Origin of the sequence: Bacteroides fragilis, assembly GCF_019583405.1 — a bacterium.
Lineage (GTDB): Bacteria > Bacteroidota > Bacteroidia > Bacteroidales > Bacteroidaceae > Bacteroides > Bacteroides fragilis_B.
Genome location: NZ_SZUU01000002.1, coordinates 208214 through 228042, shown reverse-complemented (window position 1 = coordinate 228042; position 19829 = coordinate 208214). Strand labels below are relative to the sequence as shown.

Below are 19829 nucleotides of genomic sequence, written 5' to 3'. Positions count from 1 at the left end.
TAAAAATCGTAAATGGCAAATAACCAGTGCCTTAATGGAATTGTGGCAGTGGAATTTAGTCCGCCATTTATTTTGTGTGTTAGAAAATAACCAACTATATTTGCAACCATAATTAATAGAGAAAAGTTTAATAACATTATGAAAAACCAATATCCCTTCTATACGCTTTGCCTGGCATTGGCAATGCTGACAGCTTGTTCCGGTGAGAAGAAAGAAAGTACTTCTGAAAAAGGAGTGGAAACTGTGTTGCCCGACACGAAAAATGAAGTGTCCGTTATGACCTTGAAGAAGCAGGTATTCAACCATGAATTGGTGAGTAATGGAAAAGTATCTGCCAAGGGAATGGCTGATCTGAGATTTGAAAGTGGTGAGGTGATAGCTCATATTTGGGTGAAGAACGGAGACCGGGTACGAAAGGGACAGAAGTTAGCGGAGTTGGATAAATTCAAACTTGACAACCAGTTGTCGCAATCGGAAGACGCTTTAAAAAAATCGGAACTGGAATTGAGGGATGTACTTATCAGTCAGGGCTATCCGGCAGATGACATTAGTCAGGTGCCCGAAGAGACAATGAAGCTGGCAAAAGTGAAGAGTGGTTATGACCAGAGCAAATCACAATATGAAATGTCGAAATACAATGCAGAACATGCTACTTTGACCGCACCTTTTGACGGAGTAGTTGCCAACCTGTTTTCGAAACCTTATAATTTGGCCAGTACTTCGGATGTATTCTGTACGGTGATCGATATGCAGGGTATGGAAGTAGATTTTACTGTACTTGAAAGTGAGTTGCCATTAATAAAGAATGGAGATAAGGTCGTGATCAAACCCTATTCGGATGCTGCGACAGTACATGAAGGAAATATATCGGAAATCAATCCATTGGTGGATGATAAAGGAATGGTGAAGGTGAAAGCCCGGGTGAACGGGGCAGGCAGACTGTTTAGTGGAATGAATGTGCGTGTCAGTGTGCACCGTTCGTTGGGAGAGCAGTTGGTGATTCCTAAAAGTGCAGTGGTGCTTCGGTCGGGCAAACAGGTTGTGTTTACTTTGAAAGATGGAAAGATGGCTCAGTGGAACTATATTCATACCGCTCTGGAAAATGCTGACAGTTATAGTGTTGCCGATGGACTGACAGAAGGAGATACTGTAATTGTAACCGGAAACATCAATCTGGCACACGAAGCTCCGGTCACTATCATTGAATAAGGATGAATCACTAACACAGAACAATTATGATTAAATTCCTGATACAACGTCCCATTGCCGTATTGATGGCTTTTACGGCTTGCTTCATAGTGGGGTTGGTGACGTATTTCACGTTGCCGGTATCGTTGCTGCCGGATATCTCTATCCCGGAGATTACCGTACAGGTAGCAGCGAAGAATACTTCGGCACGTGAATTGGAAAACACAGTAGTGAAGCCTATCCGCCAGCAATTGATTCAAGTGGCTGCTTTGAAAGACATGTCCAGCGAAACACGTGATGGTACAGGTATTATCCGGCTTAATTTTGATTTTGGTACCAATACGGATCTTGCATTCATAGAGGTTAACGAAAAGATTGACGCAGCTATGAATTACTTGCCCAAAGATACGGACCGTCCGAAGGTAATCAAGGCAAGTGCAACCGACATTCCGGTATTCTATCTGAATCTGACTTTAAAGACAGACAGTGCTTATGAAGAGACGGATCAGCAGGCTTTCCTGAACTTATGTGAGTTTTCCGAATCGGTCATCAAGCGCCGTATCGAACAATTGCCCGAAGTGGCAATGGTAGACGTTACCGGATTATTGGAAAGACAGTTGCAGATTGTGCCTGATATGGACAAACTGGCTATGCTCGAATTGTCTATTGAAGATATTGAAACGGCTTTGGCACAAAATAATGTGGAGCCGGGGAGTATGACTGTGCGGGATGGATACTATGAATACAACATTAAATTTTCTACTTTACTTCGTACTTCGGAAGATGTGGAGAACATTTATATCCGAAAGGGAGACCGTATCATACAGTTGAAAGAATTCTGTCGCATAGCGGTGGTGCCGGTTAAAGAAAAAGGAGTATCCGTTTCGAACGGAAAGAGAGCGGTGACTCTTGCCATCATTAAGCAAGCTGACGAAAACATGGATAAAATGAAGGAGGCACTGTCGGAAACGATGGACTATTTCAAAAAGATCTATCCGGATATCGAGTTTAGTGTGAGCCGAAATCAAACTGAACTGTTGGACTATACGATATCCAATCTCCAGCAAAATCTTTCACTTGGTTTCTTCTTTATTTGTATCGTTGCCGTACTGTTCTTGGGCGATGTCAAATCTCCTTTTATTATTGGACTGAGTATGGTGGTATCCATTGTCATCAGTTTTTTGTTTTTCTACTTGTGTAAGATGTCTCTTAACATCATCTCCCTGTCCGGCTTGATCCTCGCATTGGGTATGATGATCGACAGTTCGATTATAGTGACAGAGAATATATCGCAATATCGGGAAAAGGGCTATTCGTTACGGAGAGCTTGCGTGGCAGGAACGAGCGAGGTGGTAACTCCTATGCTTAGTTCTTCTTTTACAACAATTGCCGTATTTGTGCCTTTGGTATTTATGAGCGGTATCGCAGGTGCTATTTTTTACGATCAGGCCTTTGCCGTAACGGTAGGACTGATGGTTTCATACTTTACAGGTATCATGCTGCTTCCTGTTTTGTATATGTTGGTCTATCGTACCGGAATAAAAGGAGGCCCGAAATGGCTGAGGCTGAAGATTAATAATCCGTTGAAAGAACATACCTTGGATCGTTTCTATGATAAAGGAGTCGATTGGGTATTTAGCCATAAAACGCTGAGTGTACTGTTCTGCGTTATTTCTTTCCCGCTATGTATTTTCTTTTTCTTTTTTATCGATAAGGAAAGAATGCCGGACATCGATGAGAATGAATTGATCACCCGTATCGAATGGAACGAGAACATCCATGTGGACGAAAATCAGCGTCGTGTAGACGAGTTGTTCCGTGAGTTGCAGGGGCAATCTGTAGAGCAGACGGCCTCCATCGGGCTGCAGGATTACATCTTAAATCGTGAGCAGGAGTTGTCGTCATCAGAGGCAGAACTGTATTTTAAGACAGAAACTTCGAAGGAGATTGCTCCGTTGCAGTCAGAGATTTATAAAAGGCTGAAAGAGCGCTATCCCTTGGCGGTGATTTCGTTTTCTCCACCGGAAACCGTCTTTGAGAAACTATTTGTGACAGGGGAGGCTGATATTGTAGCCGAATTGTATGCCCGTAATAAGGACAGGGCACCCGAACCCGGTACCTTACGCGGACTGGAACAGGCATTCGGTCAAAAAACGGGAATACCTCCGACGGGTATTGCTTTCGAAAATCAGTTGAACCTTAGCATTAACCAGGAAAAGCTATTGTTGTATCAAATCTCTTATAATGAGCTGTACCGGGTGCTGAAAACTGCTTTCAAAGAGAACAGTGTAGCTATGTTGCACTCTTATCAGCAATATCTGCCTATCAACATTGCGGGAGACGAAAAGACGGTTAATCAGGTTTTGCAGGAAACATTGATTCAGACACAACCGGATAGCAAGACGGGAAGGGTGAATTTTATTCCCTTGCGGGAACTAATAAAAGTGACTCCCGCAGAAGATTTGAAGAGTATTACAGCCGGAAGAAATGGGGAATATATTCCTTATAAATTCTATGGAGTGGAGAATGCGGAAAAATTGATGGTCGACGTTAAAGAAACATCCAATGAAACAGGAGATTGGGATATTGCCTTTTCCGGAAGTTTCTTTTCTAATCAGAAGATGTTGGACGAGTTAGTGGTCATTCTGTTCATTTCCCTTTTGCTGATGTATTTCATTCTGGCGGCGCAGTTCGAGAGCTTCATGCAGCCTTTGCTGGTGTTGATGGAGATTCCGATTGACGTGGCATTTGCATTGGTATTGCTTTGGATATGCGGACATACGTTGAACTTGATGTCGGCTATCGGATTGATTGTGACTTGCGGTATCGTGATCAATGACTCCATCCTGAAGCTCGATGCCATCAACGAATTGCGTAAGGAGGGAGTGCCGTTATTGGAGGCCATTCATGAAGCCGGACGAAGAAGATTGCGTCCGATTATCATGACATCATTGACCACCATCTTCGCAATGGTTCCGTTGCTGTTTTCGTATGACCTCGGGTCTGAACTTCAGAAGCCGCTATCCATAGCCATGATAGGTACCATGACAGTCGGTACCTTAGTGAGTTTGTTCATCATCCCTTTGCTGTACTGGTTTATTTATAGAAATAAAGTAAAACGATAGATATGAAGAAAAGATATTATATAGTAATAGCAGCCTTGCTGTTTGGGGCTTCTGCAGTGAAAGCTCAGGATCATATAAAACTCGATTTGCAGAAGACGATACAATTGGCCAATGATAGTTCACTGGAAGCATTCCGTACACAGAATATGTATCTTTCCGGTTACTGGGAGTATCGGACTTTCAAGGCCAACCGCCTGCCGAGCCTTACTTTGAATATGACTCCTGCCGAGTATAACCGGGATATCACCAAGCGATACGATTCGGAAAAGGACTTGGATGTCTATCGTAGCCAACAGTCGTTTTATGCATCGGGTAATCTGGCTATCCAGCAGAATTTCGATTTGACCGGCGGTACTTTCTACCTACAATCGCAATTGGGATATATGCGTAGTTTTGGTGGAAACAAGACAACGCAGTTTACCAGTGTACCTATCCGTTTGGGATATTCACAAAGTTTGGTAGGATATAATTCGTTCAAGTGGGAGAGAAAGATCGAACCCCTTAAATACGAAAAAGTAAAGAAGGAGTTTGTGTATAATGTGGAAGCTGTATCCGTGCAGGCCACTACGTATTTCTTTAACTTGGCTATGGCGCAGGCCGAGTATAACCTGGCCAAGGAGAATATGGTCTCTTCGGATACGCTTTATAGTATCGGAGTACAACGCCAGAAGATAGCAGCCATTTCGAAAGCAGACCTGTTGACACTGAAGTTGGATGTGGTGAATGCACGCAATACATTGCAGAATAAGGCCAGTGCCCTGAAACGTGCTATGTTTTCACTGGTTTCGTTTCTGAATCTGGATAAGAATACGATTATCGATATTGACTTACCTGTCCGGCCCCAGGAATTGGTGATACCGGTGGACAAGGCATTACAGATGGCACATGAAAACAATCCTCAGTTACTGGGATTGAAGCAGAACGTACTGGAAGCCGAACGCAATGTGGATAAAACGAAAAAGGAGTCGCGTTTCAATGCGAGCGTGAATGCCAGTATCGGTTTCAACCAGGTGGCCGATAACTTTGGAGATGTGTACCGTAAGCCCATGCAGCAGGATTTGGTATCGGTCAGTGTCAGCATTCCGTTGGTTGACTGGGGAGTAAGGAAAGGCAAATATAACATGGCCCGCAATAATCTGAATGTGGTGAAAACTTCTGCCCGTCAGGACGAAATCAGCCTGGACGAAGAGGTAATCATGACTGTAAACGATTTCAATATCCAGCAAAACCTGATAACCAGTGCCGAAGAAGCACTTGATCTTTCCATTCTGGCTTATAACGAAACCCGCCAGCGGTTTATCATCGGGAAAGCGGACATCAACAGTCTGACTCTGTCCCTGAACCGTCAGCAGGAGGCACAGCAAAACTACATTTCAGCCTTGCAAAACTATTGGCTGAACTATTATAAGATACGTAAACTGACATTACATGACTTTGCAACCGGAATCTCGCTGACTGACAAGTTTGACTATGCGGGAGGGCAATTGGTGAGATAGTGCTAACTAATATTGAAACGATGGATAATCCTTCTAAAATAAAAACGCAGACGAAAGCCTCTTCTTTTACGCTGATTGTCGCCTTTATATGCGTGGCGTTGATTGGTCTGGCCTTAATTCCGCTGCTTCCTGTAAAGCTGAATCCTTCGAGGACCCTGCCCGGCTTCACGGTGCAGTTCAGTATGCCCGGCACTTCGTCGAGGGTAGTGGAAATAGAGGCTACCAGTAAGCTGGAGGCCATGTTGGCACGTATTAAAGGTATAAAGAATATCTATTCTACCTCTGATAATGGCTCAGGGAGCATCACTATTGAGTTGGATAAGTATGCGGATATAGATGCGGTACGTTTTGAGGCTTCTACCATTATCCGGCAGACTTGGCCACAGCTTCCCGATGGAGTGAGTTATCCTTATATCAGGATGAAGCGTCCGGACGAAAATGCTTCCCGTCCCTTTATGTCGTTTACACTCAATGCCCCTTCTACTCCTATCTTAATTCAACAATACGCCGATGAACATATCAAAACAAGACTGGCACAGATTCAGGGCATCTATAAGATAGACCTGAGCGGAGCTACCCCCATGGAGTGGGTATTGGAGTATGATAGCGAACAACTCAGGCGATTGGGGATTACTTTGAGCGATATCCAGCAGGCTGTCAGCCGCTATTATCAAAAAGAGTTTCTGGGTACCTATAATGTAGAATCATCTACAGGAGGGAAAGAGTGGATCCGGCTGGCGCTGATGCCTGAAACAAAAGAGGTGGGCTTTGACGCATCCCGTATCCGGGTGAAGAGTACCGAAGGTAAATTGATCAGTCTGAATGAGCTTGTAACAGTGTCGCACATGGAAGAGGCCCCCCAAAGCTATTATCGCATCAACGGGCTTAACTCCATTTACTTGTCGATAACGGCTGAAGAAACTGCCAACCAATTGCAACTGAGTAAGCAGGTGAAAGAAGAGATGGAGGCCATACAGAAAGTGTTGCCTGCCGGATATGAAATCCACACCAGTTATGACGCGACTGAATTTATTCATGAAGAATTGAATAAGATTTATCTGCGTACCGGCCTTACGGTTTTGATCTTGCTGTTCTTTGTGCTGATTATCACTCTGAATCCGCGTTATTTATTCTTGATTGTGGTCAGCCTGAGCATCAATATTGCGGTAGCAGTCATTTTCTATTACCTTTTCGGATTGGAGATGCAGCTCTATTCATTGGCTGGTATTACGGTTTCGCTCAATCTGGTGATAGACAATACGATTGTGATGACCGACCATATCCTGCACCGGCGTAACCTGAAAGCCTTTATATCTATCTTGGCTGCTACTCTGACTACAATGGGAGCTTTGGTGATTATTTTCTTCCTTGACGAGAAGATACGGTTGAACTTGCAGGATTTTGCAGCCGTGGTGATTATCAACCTTGCCGTATCTTTATTTGTCGCTCTGTTCTTCGTACCTGCCCTGATCGAAAAGATCGGGTTGAAAAAGAGGAAACGTCGTCGGACTAAATCCCACTTCTTCCTTCTTCGGGCCTCTCTTCCGCGAAGAATAACGGTTTACTTTACCCGCTTCTATGGCTGGATGATACGTAAATTGTGTCGTTGGCGTGTGGCTGTCTGCATCTTGTTGGTACTATTGTTCGGACTTCCGGTGTTTATGCTTCCGGATAAAGTGGAGGGTGAAGGACGCACCACGGAGTGGTACAACAAAACCTTGGGATCGTCTACCTACAAAGAGAAGATCAAGCCGATAGTCGACAAAGCACTGGGAGGTAGTTTGCGCCTGTTTATCCAGAAGGTATACAACGGCAGCTATTTTACCCGGAACGAAGAAGTCGTGTTGTATGTATATGCCAATCTTCCGAACGGCAGTACGTTGGAGCAGATGAACGAACTGATCAAGAAGATGGAAATTTATCTGAGCCAGTTTAAAGAAATCAAGCAGTTCCAGACCTCGGTATACAATGCCCGTCGGGGTAATATCAATATCTATTTTACCAAGGAGCATCAGAATAGCGGTTTCCCCTACACATTGAAAGCCAACATTATCAGTAAGGCCCTGCAACTGGGTGGAGGCAGCTGGGGTGTATACGGATTGCAGGATCAGGGGTTCAGTAATGATGTTCGTGAGGGAGCCGGTTCGTTTCAGGTAAAGATGTACGGATACAATTACGATGAACTGTACGAGTGGGCTGAAAAGCTGAAAGCCAAATTATTGACCCATCGACGGATCAAGGAAGTCATCATCAATTCGTATTTCTCTTATTGGAAAGACGATTATCAGGAGTTCTATTTTAACCTGAACCGTGAACGTATGGCACAGGAGAATATCAATGCCACCATCCTGTTCTCCACCATCCGCCCGATTTATGGTAAGAATATGGAGATCGGTTCGGTAGTGGCAGAGAATGGTTCGGAAAAGATAAAGCTTTCATCCAAGCAGTCTCAGGAATACGATATCTGGGCCATGCAATATTTTCCGTATGGAACAGATAATAAACAATATAAGCTGTCTGAGCTGGCTACTATGGAAAAAGGGCAGATGCCTCAACAAGTTGCCAAGGAGAACCAGCAGTACAGATTATGCCTGCAATATGAATATATCGGTTCGGGCGAGCAGGGAAACAAAATCCTGAAGCGGGATCTGGAAGAGTTTAATAAAGAGTTGCCGATGGGGTATACGGCTCAGTCGGAGAGAGAGAGTTGGGGCTGGGGGAAAAAGGATAACAAACAATACTTGCTCTTGCTGGTGGTGATTGCCATTATCTTTTTTACTACCAGTATCCTGTTCAACTCGCTGAAGCAACCTTTGGCTATTATATTTATTATTCCGGTGTCGTATATCGGGGTATTCCTGACGTTCTATTGGTTTAAACTGAACTTCGATCAGGGTGGCTTTGCTTCGTTTGTTTTGTTATGTGGTATTACGGTAAATGCCAGTATCTATATTCTCAACGAATATAATGCTATCCGGAGGTGTCGTCCCCGAATGTCGGCTTTGAGAGCTTATACCAAAGCTTGGAATGCGAAGATACTTCCTATCTTTCTGACAGTGGTTTCCACTATTCTGGGTTTTATTCCCTTTATGGTCGGTACGGATAAGGAGGCATTCTGGTTTCCATTGGCGGCAGGAACTATCGGAGGGTTGGTGATGTCTATCATCGGAATCTTTTTCTTCCTTCCGGTATTTGTGCTGAAGAAGAGAGTGGGGAAACGGTGAACAAATACTTTTTCCACCACAGAGGGCACAGAGTAACACAGAGAAGAAATGAAGTTATTGATTGGGGATATTCCTAAAATAAGAAAATTAAAGGCAACTGATTCATTGCGAGTTAGTTGCCTTTTTTGTATCTTTAAGCAGGGATATTTACTGAATATCCCTGCTTAAAGATACAAAAACTCTGTGTTACTCTGTGCCCTCTGTGGTGAATCCTGTTCATCGTTCAAAACCGTTTATAAGTCCTGGTCTTCATTCTTCACCATCCCTTTGAATTTATCGGGAAGTGCACTTTCTACAGCAGTATAGGCTTCTGCCATGGTGGCTTTAATGTTATCCGCTCCCTGACCTTTTGGGGGGATAGGGTCATGTATGGTCAGAATCATGCGGTGGCGGTGAATCCATTTGCCGGTTCGTGGCAGGATTTCAAAAGATCCGTCTATGGTCACAGGAACTACGGCAAGTTGGAGGTCGTCCGCCAGTTGAAAAGCTCCTTTCTTAAAATACCCCATATGGCCGGTGAAAGATCGTGCCCCTTCCGGGAAGACCACTAATGATATACCATCTTTCAAAGAGTCTTTGGCCTGGCGAATGGTTTCAAGTACCTTCTTCGGACCCGAGCGGTCTACGAAAATATGTCCGGCACTTTCGCATGCTTTTCCTACAAAAGGTATTTTACGGAGACTTTTCTTCATCATCCATTTAAAGTTACGTCCTAAAAAACCGTAAATGAGGAAGATGTCGAACGAGCCTTGATGATTGGGTACGAAGATGTAAGAGGTTCTTCCATGTAGCTTTTCGCGTCCACGCACTTTTACCGGAATCAACAGGAAAAGGCAGATCAACTGTGACCAGATTTTCCCCGGATAATATCCCCAGATGTGGGCACCTCCCAATAATGAACCAATGATGGTGACAATCGCCGTGAGGATAGTCAATACTAACAAAATGGGCAATGCAATGCAGATTTGATAAATATAGTATAGTATCTTCATAATGATTTTGGTTTTAGCTTGTGCAAAAATAAACAAAATAATATTGCTGTCCTGAATAATTGCTAACTTTGTTTCAAATTTCAATAGCATGATACGTATACTACATACAGCCGATTGGCATTTGGGACAAACCTTTTTCGGATATGACCGGACACAGGAACATGAACACTTTCTGGACTGGCTGGCCGGTGTCCTGACTAAGAACAAAATTGATGTACTGATTGTTGCCGGAGACGTTTTCGATGTTTCCAATCCGTCTGCCGCCTCGCAGCGAATGTTCTATCGTTTCATTCACCGGGTGACAACCGAGAACCCGGGATTGCAGTTGGTCATTGTAGCCGGAAACCATGATTCGGCTGCCCGGTTGGAGTCACCTCTGCCGTTGTTGCAGGAGATGAGGACAGAGATTAAGGGGATTGTCCGTAAGCAGGACGGAGAGATAGATTACAGTCATTTACTGGTAGAACTGAAGAATGAATCGGGGAGGGTAGAAGCTCTTTGCCTGGCAGTACCTTTCTTGCGGCAGGGAGATTATCCGGTGGTGGAGACTGAAGGCAATCCGTATGCGGAAGGAGTAAAGGAACTGTATGCCCGTTTGGTGGAATATGCTTTGAAGAAGCGGACGGACGGGCAGGCATTGGTGGCTGTCGGACACCTGCTGGCAACCGGTTCGGAGATTGCCGAGAAAGATCATAGTGAGCGCATCATCATCGGTGGTCTGGAGAGTGTATCGCCCGAGTCTTTTCCCGAACAGATTGTTTATACGGCTTTAGGGCATATCCATAAGGCTCAGCGCGTATCGGGAAGGGAGAATATCCGTTATGCCGGCAGTCCCTTACCTATGTCGTTTGCCGAGAAGCATTATCACCACGGAGTGGTAAAAGTGATTCTGGATGAAGGTTGGGCAGTCGAAATAGAGAAACTTGAATATACACCTTTGGTACGTTTGCTGAGTATACCCGCCAAAGAGCCAGCGGCTCCGGACGAGGTACTGGATGAGTTGTGCAGACTGGAACTTCCGGAGAATGGACCGAAGCCCTATCTGGAAGTCAAGGTGAAACTAAGTGAACCGGAGCCGATGTTGCGGCAGCAAATAGAAGAAATACTGGAAGGCAAGCCAGTCCGGCTGGCCCGTATTGTTTCTTCTTACAGGCAGGCGGCAGAGGGGAGCGTGGAAGAAGAAGTACTGGCTGCCGGATTGCAGGAGATGAATCCCTTACAGATTGTGAAAGCAACCTTTGAGAACAGTTACCAGACGGAGATGCCGGAAGAACTGGTAAAACTGTTTCAGGAGGCTTGCCGGACAATCAATTTAGAATGAATCAAATAAGAACTCGAGGCTGTGTCGAAACTCTTTTTACTACAGAGTAGCACAGAGTATCACAGAGTTTTTTACTAATAATCAGTAACTTAAAAATACCTCTGTGTTACTCTGTGTCCTCTGTGGTGAGTTATGATACACCTTCTAAAGCAAACCGAATAACCATGAAGATACTAACCATACGATTAAAGAACCTGGCTTCCATAGAAGGAACCTTTGAAATTGATTTCCAAGCCGAGCCTTTACGTTCTGCCGGGATTTTTGCGATATCCGGTCCTACGGGAGCCGGAAAATCGACAATACTGGATGCACTCTGTCTGGCACTGTATGATAAGACACCTCGCTTTTCCGCTTCGGTCGAGAGTCTTTATATGTCAGATATCGGTGAAAGTCGGGTGAATCAGGCCGATGTGAAGAATATCCTTCGCAGAGGGACGGGAGAGGGATTTGCCGAAGTTGATTTTTTAGGAGCGTCCGGACACTGTTATCGTTCTCGTTGGTCGGTACGCCGGACAGGAAGCCGGGCTAACGGTTCTTTGCGGTCGCAGACGATACAAGTGACCGATCTGACTGCCAATCAGGAACTACAGGGAACAAGGAAAGAGTTGTTGGCACAATTGGTGACTTTGGTCGGTTTGACTTACGAACAGTTTACCCGTACGGTGCTGCTTGCCCAGAATGACTTTGCTACTTTCTTGAAATCGCGTGAGTCTGCCAAAGCCGAGTTGCTCGAGAAGCTGACCGGAACGGAGATATACTCCCGCATTTCCAGTGAAATCTTTCTGCGTAGCAAAACAGCTGATGCAGAACTGAATCTGTTGAAAAGCAATGCCACCCTGATCGAACTGCTTTCCGAAGAGGAAATCAGTCTTCTTCAGACAGAAAAAGGGAGTCTGGTCAGCCTTCGTGAACAGGGAAGCAAAGCATTGATAGACCTGAATGCACAGCTATCGGTGCTGCATACTTTGAAGTTGCAGCAGGAGCAGCGTGATAAGAAAGTGCAGGATATGCGGCTGGATGAAGAAAAAAGTAAGAAGCTCCGGGAAGAATATACACGCCAGTCCGACTATCTTATTCACTTCAGGGAACAGTGCGAAGCCGTGCAACCCGATCTTAGCCGGGCACGTGAACTGGATGTTCAGATCCAATCACTGGTCAGCCAATCTAAGCAGGCGGAGGAGATACTGCAAGGTGCTGAAAAGGCAGCGACTGCACAAGCCAATAAATTGCAATCTGTGCAGGGAACTCTGCATACTTCCTGCCATGCGTTGAAGAACCTGACGGGAGAGATCGATCTACCGGTTACGGAAGAGACGGGGCTGTTTCTTGAATCTGTCCGGAACAGGCTGAAAGAGCAGGAAGACCACCTTGCCATTCTTCAGAAAGAGAACGAAGAGCGTGTGAACCGTCTGAACGCTTTTGGGGTTGAAGCGGTGACTGACGAGCAAGCCCGATGGATGCAGGAACAAACCCGTTTGCAGAATGCCCGCCAGCAAATGTTGGAATGGGGAAAGGCGAGGACAGAAGCCCAACGTCTGAAAGTACAGCAGGAAGAGGTGGTGCACAAACAAGAACAGATGCGGAAAGAAATGGCCGCTCTGACCACCCGGTTGGCGGAGAAGGAGACTGAACTGAAAGTGCTGCAACGCCTTTTTGAGAATGCCCGTATCGCGATGGGAAAGGACGTTAGGACATTGCGGCAGAATTTGCGTGAGAATGAACCGTGTCCGGTATGTGGGAGCACTGATCATCCTTATAGAAACGAGGAGCAGGTAGTCCATACCCTGTATCACAACATCGAATTGGAGTATCAAACCGCATCTGGTGAGTATCAGCAACTAAATAACCGGAATATTGCCTTGAAACAGGATTTGTTCCATCAGACGGAACTGTCCGGACAGATCACCGTACAGTTGCAGGCGTTGCTCCAGGAGGTTGAGCAGAAACGTCCTTCATCGGAAGAGGAGCAAAATCCGGACTATTTTGAGAAACAACTGCATACCGTACAAGGGAAGCTAAATCTGCTCGCAGAGAAAATGCGCCAATACCAGCAACTCCATAAGGAATGGCAACAGCACGAGGAGCGGATCAGGACACTTCGCTCGGCTTGTGAGGCTTTGCGTGAAGGTGTAGCCCGCTGCCATCTGTTGATGCAGCAGGTTCTGGCTGCTAAAGAGCAATTTACGTTACTGAAAACGGCGGAGATGACTGCTCGGGAACAGTTCCGGGTGGTCAGTGAGCGGTTGATAACTCTCCGTCAGGAACGGGCTCCTCTGTTGAAAGGCAAATCTGTCGAGGATGCGGAAGCCGCTATTCGGAAAAAAGAGAAACAATTAAACGACTCCCTGGAACAGGTGCGCAAGGAGGGAGAAGAAGTCCAGTCGCGTATTTCCGGCATACAGGGAGAGATCAGGCAACTGAACAGTTCCATCGACGAACTGATGCTTCGGAAAGAACAGATAGCCGATCCGGAACATCTGCCGGAGACGATCGCCCGCCAGCAAGCAACCAATCAGGAGACGGAACGTCGTCTGTCCACCGTAGAGGCACGTCTTTTGCAACAGGAGCAAAACCAGAAGAAGCTGAAGCAACTGGAACAGGAACTGACCGAAAAACAGGAGACGGCCAACCGATGGGGAAAACTCAATAAACTGATTGGCAGTGCGGACGGGACAAAATTTAAGGTGATTGCGCAAAGCTATACGTTGAATCTGTTACTGATGCATGCCAACAAACATCTGTCTTATCTTTCGAAACGTTACCGTTTGCAGCAGGTGCCGGGAACGCTCGCCCTGCAAGTGATCGACTGCGATATGTGTGACGAGGTGCGTACCGTCTACTCTCTTTCCGGCGGAGAATCTTTTCTTATCTCCCTGGCGCTGGCTCTCGGGCTGTCGTCTCTTTCGAGCAATAACCTGAGAGTGGAGTCACTTTTCATCGACGAAGGATTCGGTTCGCTCGATGCCGATAGTTTACGCACTGTGATGGAAGCTCTCGAGCAGTTGCAGATGCAAGGACGGAAGATCGGAGTTATCTCGCATGTGCAGGAGATGAGTGAGCGCATTGCCGTACAGGTACAACTCCATCGTGCGGCGAATGGGAAGAGTGCTATCACTTTGACAAATTGATAATCGGAAATCGTTTGGCTGCGTTTTTTCAGGGCGGACGGCGGGCTGAACGGAAAAAACGCCTTATTTTAGCTTCTCTGATTACCGGATGGAAAGAAAATTTTCGTGTTTGCCGGTAGAATGTAAGTGAGGCTCCGCAATCTCTTCCGTAACGTACGTAAGAAAGGAAGAACCGTGTCTTTTTATTGTTCGGGTAAACTCTTGTAAGGACTCACAACTGGAGAAAAAACAGGTCCGATAAGCTAAAAAAACGCTAACAACAGATGTAATGAATAAGAACAATAGGAGATATTTGAAAAAGAAGTAAGCATATTCCGAAAATGCTTACTTCTTTCGGACCGAATGCTTACTTCTTTTCCGGGAAATGCTTACTGCTTTTGCCGAAAATCCCGGCTCTTCACCTCTTCAACCCCGGCTCTTCATCTCCGTAAGACCGGCTTTCCGGCTTTTCTTCCTCTGGTTTGCCGTTTTTTAAAAGAGAGTCTGTTTGCAAAACAGCTTATTTCCTTTCTTAATGTATTCCTATCTGTCGTGATTCCTTTCTTTATGATATTTCCCCTGTTCCCGGATATCGAACCCGGTTCTCCTCCGTATCCTCCTTTGTGGCGGATACTTTACTTGAACTGCTCTTCGTTCAGCGAGTAGTATTTTCCTTTCAGTGCGAGTAACTCCTGATGGCTGCCTTGCTCGATAATCTCCCCGTGTTCCAGCACCAGAATCGTATCAGCATTGCGGATGGTAGACAGGCGGTGAGCAATAATCAGGCTGGTGCGTCCTTGCATCAATTGGTCCAGTCCTTTTTGAATCAGTATTTCACTGCGTGTATCGATGTTGCTTGTCGCCTCGTCCAGCAGCAGGATAGCCGGATCGGCCACTGCCGCGCGGGCGATGTTCAGTAGCTGCCGTTGTCCCTGACTCAGGTTTGCCCCGTCATTTTCGAGTAGCGTGTCGTAGCCCTGTGGCAAACGTTTGATGAATGAATGGGCCGCTGTCAGCCGTGCAGCCGCCACTACCTCTTCATCGGTCGCGTTGAGGCGGCCGAAACGGATGTTCTCCCGTACCGTACCCGTGAAAAGATGTGTATCCTGCAGTACGATGGCCATCGATCGGCGAAGGCTGTCACGCCTGATACGGTCGATGGGATGATTGTCGATGGTGATCTCTCCGGACTGAATGTCAAAGAAGCGCGGCAGCAGGTTCAGTATGGTTGTCTTTCCTGCTCCGGTAGCGCCCACCAAAGCTATCTTCTTTCCGGCAGCCGCATGCAGGGATACTCCTTTCAGGATGGTTTTTTCCGGACGGTAGCCGAAATATACATTCTTCAAGGCTACATCTCCTTTTGTTTTTTCGAGTGTGATGGCATCCGGCGCATCCTTCTGCTCCGGTGCTTCGTCTATGATCTCGAAGATGCGTTCGGCTCCGGCAATGGCTGCCTGTATGCTGTTGTAGAGGCTCGCCAGTTCATTGATGGGGCGTCCGAATTGCCGGGAATATTGCAGGAAAGCTGCCAGTCCGCCCACGTCGAACCCGCGGAAGATGGCCAGTAAGGCTCCCACGATGGTGATGATCACATAGTTCAGCGTATTCAGGTTTTGCATGACCGGCATCATCAGACCCGAGTAGAATTGTGCCTTCAGCGATTTCTCCTTCAGGCTTTGGTTCAGTATCCCGAAGTCCGTTTCCACTTTTTGTTCGTGTCCGAAGACCTTCACCACTTTCTGTCCGCTGATCATTTCTTCCACATAGCCGTTCATCATCCCCAATGACTCCTGTTGTGCTTTGAAGTATTTCCGGCTTCGTTTTACGATTCCTTTGGCGCTGAGGAACATCAGGGGGACGGTAATCAGTGTTACCGCTGTCAGTATCGGACTGATGAAGAGCATCAGACAGAAAATGCCCGCAACTGTCAGTGCGCTCGACAACATGTCGGACAGGCTGTCGGTCAGTGCGTCGCTGATACGGTCTATATCATTGGTGTACCGGCTCATGACATCTCCGTGCTGATGGGTATCGAAGTATTTGACAGGCAAGCGTTCCATCTTTCCGAACAGTTCTTCGCGCATCCGGGTTACGGTGCGTTGCCCGATCTTATTCAGCAGAATATATTCGATGTAAGTAGCCGCTACCCCTGTCAGGTAAATACCTGCCAGTATCAGCAGGATGCGTACCAATCCGTGGAAGTCTCCCGGAAGGATGTAGTTATTGATAATCGGCCGGAGCATGTACGATCCGGTGAGATTGGCTGCGATGCTCACAACGATCAGTACACCGATTACGATCAGCAACCGTCGGTCGCAGGCCACGTACGATACCAGGCGGAGGAAAGTTTTCTTTCCCGCCTTAGGCTTTCCGCTGTATTTCAGATGATCTCCGTGTGCCATGGTCAGATAACGATTTGTTGTGAGTGATAGATTTCCCGGTACATCTCCGAGCATTCCAGCAATTCTTCCGGTGTTCCGATGGATTCTACCTCTCCGTCGTCCAGCAGAATGACCCGGTTGGCCGATTGCATGGTATATATGCGTTGCGTGATGATAAGCACCGTGGTATCGTGCAGCCATGCATTCAGGTTGTTCCGGATGCGGAGTTCTGTTTCAGAGTCTACGGCACTGGTGCTGTCATCCAGTATCAATATCTTGGGTTTACGCAGCAAAGCCCTGGCGATGCAGATGCGTTGCTTCTGTCCGCCGGAAAGGTTTACTCCGCCCCGTCCTAACTGGGTGTCATATCCGGCAGGCAGCGAGCAGATGAACTCATGGGCTTCGGCGGCACGTGCGGCCTCTTCGAGTTCTTCCTGTGTGGCATCAGGTTTTCCCCACCGCAGGTTTTCCGCAATGGTTCCCGTAAAGAGCTCGTTTTTCTGCAACACCATGCCGATGCGGGCATGAAGTTCGTGCAGGTTGTAGTCTTGTACGGGGATGCCGTCAATCCGTATTTCACCGGAACTGACATCATACAGGCGGGGGATCAGTTGTACGAGCGAACTTTTAGCCGATCCGGTAGCACCTGCCACGGCCACTGTCTCGCCCGGACGGACGTGGAAACTTATGTTCCGCAGCACATCCGTCTCGCCTCCGCCATAACGGAAGCTGACCTTCTCAAAGCGAATCTCTCCCTTTTCGATCTGCCGGGTGCTCCGTATTCCTTCGGGCGTATCGGTCAGCGAAGGCTGTGTATCCAATACCTCCAGGATACGTTTCGATGAGGCTGAGGCACGGGCATAAGTCATGATAATCATGGACAGCATCATCAACGACATCAGCACTTGTGCCAGATAGTTGACAAATGATATCAGTTCGCCCACTTTTAACTCTCCTGCCATCACCTTCTGCCCACCCATCCAAAGGATAGCGATGATCGACAGGTTCATCACCAGTTGCATCACCGGAAAGATGGCGACAATGATGTTGGAAGCGTGAATCACCGTGTCGCGCAGGCTTTCGCTCTTGTCCTTGAACTTGCGTGCTTCGAAGTCCTCCCGCACAAATGATTTCACTACCCGGATGTTGATCAGGTTTTCGCGTACCACCTCGTTCAGTTGGTCTACTTTCTGTTGCACTTTCAAGAAGAAGGGGAACCCTTTCCGCAGGATGAAGAATACACTGAAACCCAACACCGGGATGGCAGCCAGCAGGACGCCTGCCAGTTCCGGGTTGATACGTACCACGAAGAATACTGCCATGACGAGCATCAGCGGAGAGCGCAGCATCAGACGCATCGATACCTGGATAACTTGCTGAATGCGGCTGATGTCACTTGTCAGCCGGGTGATCAGTGAAGCCGTACTGAACCGGTCTATATCGAAAAAAGAGAGTTGTTGTATCTTACCGAACAGCTTGGTGCGCAGATCGGTTCCGAAACCGATGGAGGCTTGCGAAGAGACATATACATTGGCAATACTGAATATCAGTCCGACAATGGAGATAAGTACCATCTTTCCGCCTACGGCAGTAATGACGGAGAGATCCCGCTGCATCACTCCGTTGTCTATAATATCCGCCATGTACATCGGCTGAATGGTTTCGCACATTACAGACACGAGTACCAGTAGCGGACATGCCAGCAGACTTGCTTTGTAGCCTTTCAGTATTTGCCAGTATTTTTTCATTTATCCAGTGTAATCACGGTAATCTCCGGCCATGCCCCGAAACGGAAAGGTAGTCCGACGAATCCCATCCCTACGTTTACGTATAGTCCCCGGTTGCCTTCTTTGTACATGCCTCCCCATTCCGGATAGATCCAGGAAGCAGGTGAATGATGTCCGATGGCCAGCTGCATGGCATGCGTGTGTCCCGCCAGCATCAGGTCGATGTCCGATTCGGGCAACACTTCACGTCTCCAGTGTGTAGGATTATGACTTAATAACAGCTTGAACAGGCCGTTTGTTCCTGCCTGTGCCTTGGGCAAGTCACCGTGCTGTGAGAAAGGAGGTTCTCCTTCGTTTTCTACCCCGATCAGGGCGATGCTGTCGTTTCCGCGGTGCAGTAGAGTGTGCTCGTTGTTCAGTAATACCCAGCCCATGTCGGCTTGCCGTTTCTTCAGGTCGTTCAGGTTGTTTACCTGGTCGCGTTTACTTTTCCATCGATAGTAGGGGCCGTAGTCATGGTTTCCCAGGATGGAGTATACGCCGTCCCGGGCATGTAGTTGCGAGAGTATCTCTTCAAATCCGTCCAATTCTATGGCCCGGTTGTTTATCAGGTCACCGGTGAATACGATCAAGTCCGGCTTTTGCGCGTTAACCAGGTCCACCATCTGTTGCAGGCTCTTGGCATTTCCTTGCCAGCTCCCGATGTGTATGTCCGACAACTGGACAATGCGGTATCCGTTGAAAGCTTCGGGCAGGCGGGAAGAACGGAAGGTGACCTCCTTTACTTCAAAACGGTCTTTGCCCACCATCGAACCATAAAGTATCAGGACTGCGTTGAGCACGGCCAGTACCAGTCCGGTTGCTATAAAAGGAGTCCGGGGCCAGTGCAGCCATCGGTTGAACGGGTGTCCGATGATGGAACAAATCGTAAAGAGCAGTTTCGGAGAGGCAAACAAGAAGAAGACAACGGCGAAGCGTCCTATCCATAACGTATGTTGTTCGGCGTATTCATAGTTGGCAAAGAAAGCTAACGATACTACTCCCGCCATCAGGAAAAGAGTGGGGAAGAAGTAAAGGATTCGCCAAAAAAGACTTAGAGTCATTTGTTTGATAAATGTCCGGTAAATGTAAATGTCCGGCAATACAAGGATTACGATCAGAAAGCCTAAAACTCGTTGCAGCATATTTTCTTAGCTATGGGTTGAATAAATAAAAAGAGGCGTAGGGTATGTCTCGGGGGGGACTTGCGAACGCCTCTTCAAAGTTAG

At 47.0% G+C, this 19829-nt stretch carries 10 protein-coding genes; 6 read left to right on the top strand and 4 right to left on the bottom strand.

Annotated elements, in window-relative coordinates; translation table 11 throughout:
• Positions 1-138: 138 nt before the first annotated feature.
• From FDF36_RS05240 to FDF36_RS05225, 4 genes are read left to right on the top strand one after another with little or no spacing between them, the layout of a single operon-like run.
• Complete coding sequence (locus FDF36_RS05240) at positions 139-1209, top strand: efflux RND transporter periplasmic adaptor subunit (protein WP_220390611.1); 1071 nt, start codon at positions 139-141, stop codon at positions 1207-1209.
• A gap of 26 nt (positions 1210-1235) precedes the next feature.
• Positions 1236-4313 (top strand): efflux RND transporter permease subunit, encoded by a 3078-nt coding sequence (locus FDF36_RS05235; RefSeq protein ID WP_220390610.1) that lies wholly within the window; start codon positions 1236-1238, stop codon positions 4311-4313.
• A gap of 2 nt (positions 4314-4315) precedes the next feature.
• Entirely contained in the window at positions 4316-5809 is a 1494-nt protein-coding gene (locus FDF36_RS05230; RefSeq protein WP_220390609.1) for a TolC family protein, read from the top strand.
• 20 nt (positions 5810-5829) lie between these two features.
• Positions 5830-9033: an efflux RND transporter permease subunit gene (locus tag FDF36_RS05225; protein ID WP_220390608.1), complete on the top strand. Its 3204-nt coding sequence runs from the start codon at positions 5830-5832 to the stop codon at positions 9031-9033.
• Positions 9034-9266: 233 nt separating this feature from the next.
• On the opposite strand, the gene FDF36_RS05220 is transcribed toward FDF36_RS05225, so the two are convergent.
• Positions 9267-10025, bottom strand: a complete 759-nt coding sequence (locus FDF36_RS05220) for a lysophospholipid acyltransferase family protein (protein ID WP_032535824.1) — start codon at positions 10023-10025, stop codon at positions 9267-9269.
• 88 nt (positions 10026-10113) lie between these two features.
• Here FDF36_RS05220 and FDF36_RS05215 point away from each other — a divergent pair, with 88 nt between their 5' ends.
• Positions 10114-11346, top strand: a complete 1233-nt coding sequence (locus FDF36_RS05215) for an exonuclease SbcCD subunit D C-terminal domain-containing protein (protein WP_220390607.1) — start codon at positions 10114-10116, stop codon at positions 11344-11346.
• Between the two features lie 164 nt (positions 11347-11510).
• Positions 11511-14474: an AAA family ATPase gene (locus FDF36_RS05210; RefSeq protein ID WP_220390606.1), complete on the top strand. Its 2964-nt coding sequence runs from the start codon at positions 11511-11513 to the stop codon at positions 14472-14474.
• 614 nt (positions 14475-15088) lie between these two features.
• On the opposite strand, the gene FDF36_RS05205 is transcribed toward FDF36_RS05210, so the two are convergent.
• The 3 genes from FDF36_RS05205 to FDF36_RS05195 are packed head-to-tail and all read right to left on the bottom strand — an operon-like array spanning position 15089 to position 19745.
• Positions 15089-16855: an ABC transporter ATP-binding protein gene (locus FDF36_RS05205; RefSeq protein WP_005807393.1), complete on the bottom strand. Its 1767-nt coding sequence runs from the start codon at positions 16853-16855 to the stop codon at positions 15089-15091.
• A 2-nt stretch (positions 16856-16857) separates the two neighbouring features.
• Positions 16858-18582: an ABC transporter ATP-binding protein gene (locus FDF36_RS05200; protein WP_220390605.1), complete on the bottom strand. Its 1725-nt coding sequence runs from the start codon at positions 18580-18582 to the stop codon at positions 16858-16860.
• Positions 18579-19745, bottom strand: a complete 1167-nt coding sequence (locus FDF36_RS05195; RefSeq protein ID WP_220390604.1) for a metallophosphoesterase — start codon at positions 19743-19745, stop codon at positions 18579-18581. The genes FDF36_RS05200 and FDF36_RS05195 overlap by 4 nt, the downstream gene beginning before the upstream one ends.
• Positions 19746-19829: the final 84 nt, after the last annotated feature.

What these genes read in the sequence shown, in the direction of transcription:
- FDF36_RS05240 (WP_220390611.1), top strand. Translation starts at nt 139, where the DNA reads ATGAAAAACCAATATCCCTTCTATACGCTTTGCCTGGCATTGGCAATG.
- FDF36_RS05235 (WP_220390610.1), top strand. Translation starts at nt 1,236, where the DNA reads ATGATTAAATTCCTGATACAACGTCCCATTGCCGTATTGATGGCTTTT.
- FDF36_RS05230 (WP_220390609.1), top strand. Translation starts at nt 4,316, where the DNA reads ATGAAGAAAAGATATTATATAGTAATAGCAGCCTTGCTGTTTGGGGCT.
- FDF36_RS05225 (WP_220390608.1), top strand. Translation starts at nt 5,830, where the DNA reads ATGGATAATCCTTCTAAAATAAAAACGCAGACGAAAGCCTCTTCTTTT.
- FDF36_RS05220 (WP_032535824.1), bottom strand. Translation starts at nt 10,025, where the DNA reads ATGAAGATACTATACTATATTTATCAAATCTGCATTGCATTGCCCATT.
- FDF36_RS05215 (WP_220390607.1), top strand. Translation starts at nt 10,114, where the DNA reads ATGATACGTATACTACATACAGCCGATTGGCATTTGGGACAAACCTTT.
- FDF36_RS05210 (WP_220390606.1), top strand. Translation starts at nt 11,511, where the DNA reads ATGAAGATACTAACCATACGATTAAAGAACCTGGCTTCCATAGAAGGA.
- FDF36_RS05205 (WP_005807393.1), bottom strand. Translation starts at nt 16,855, where the DNA reads ATGGCACACGGAGATCATCTGAAATACAGCGGAAAGCCTAAGGCGGGA.
- FDF36_RS05200 (WP_220390605.1), bottom strand. Translation starts at nt 18,582, where the DNA reads ATGAAAAAATACTGGCAAATACTGAAAGGCTACAAAGCAAGTCTGCTG.
- FDF36_RS05195 (WP_220390604.1), bottom strand. Translation starts at nt 19,745, where the DNA reads ATGCTGCAACGAGTTTTAGGCTTTCTGATCGTAATCCTTGTATTGCCG.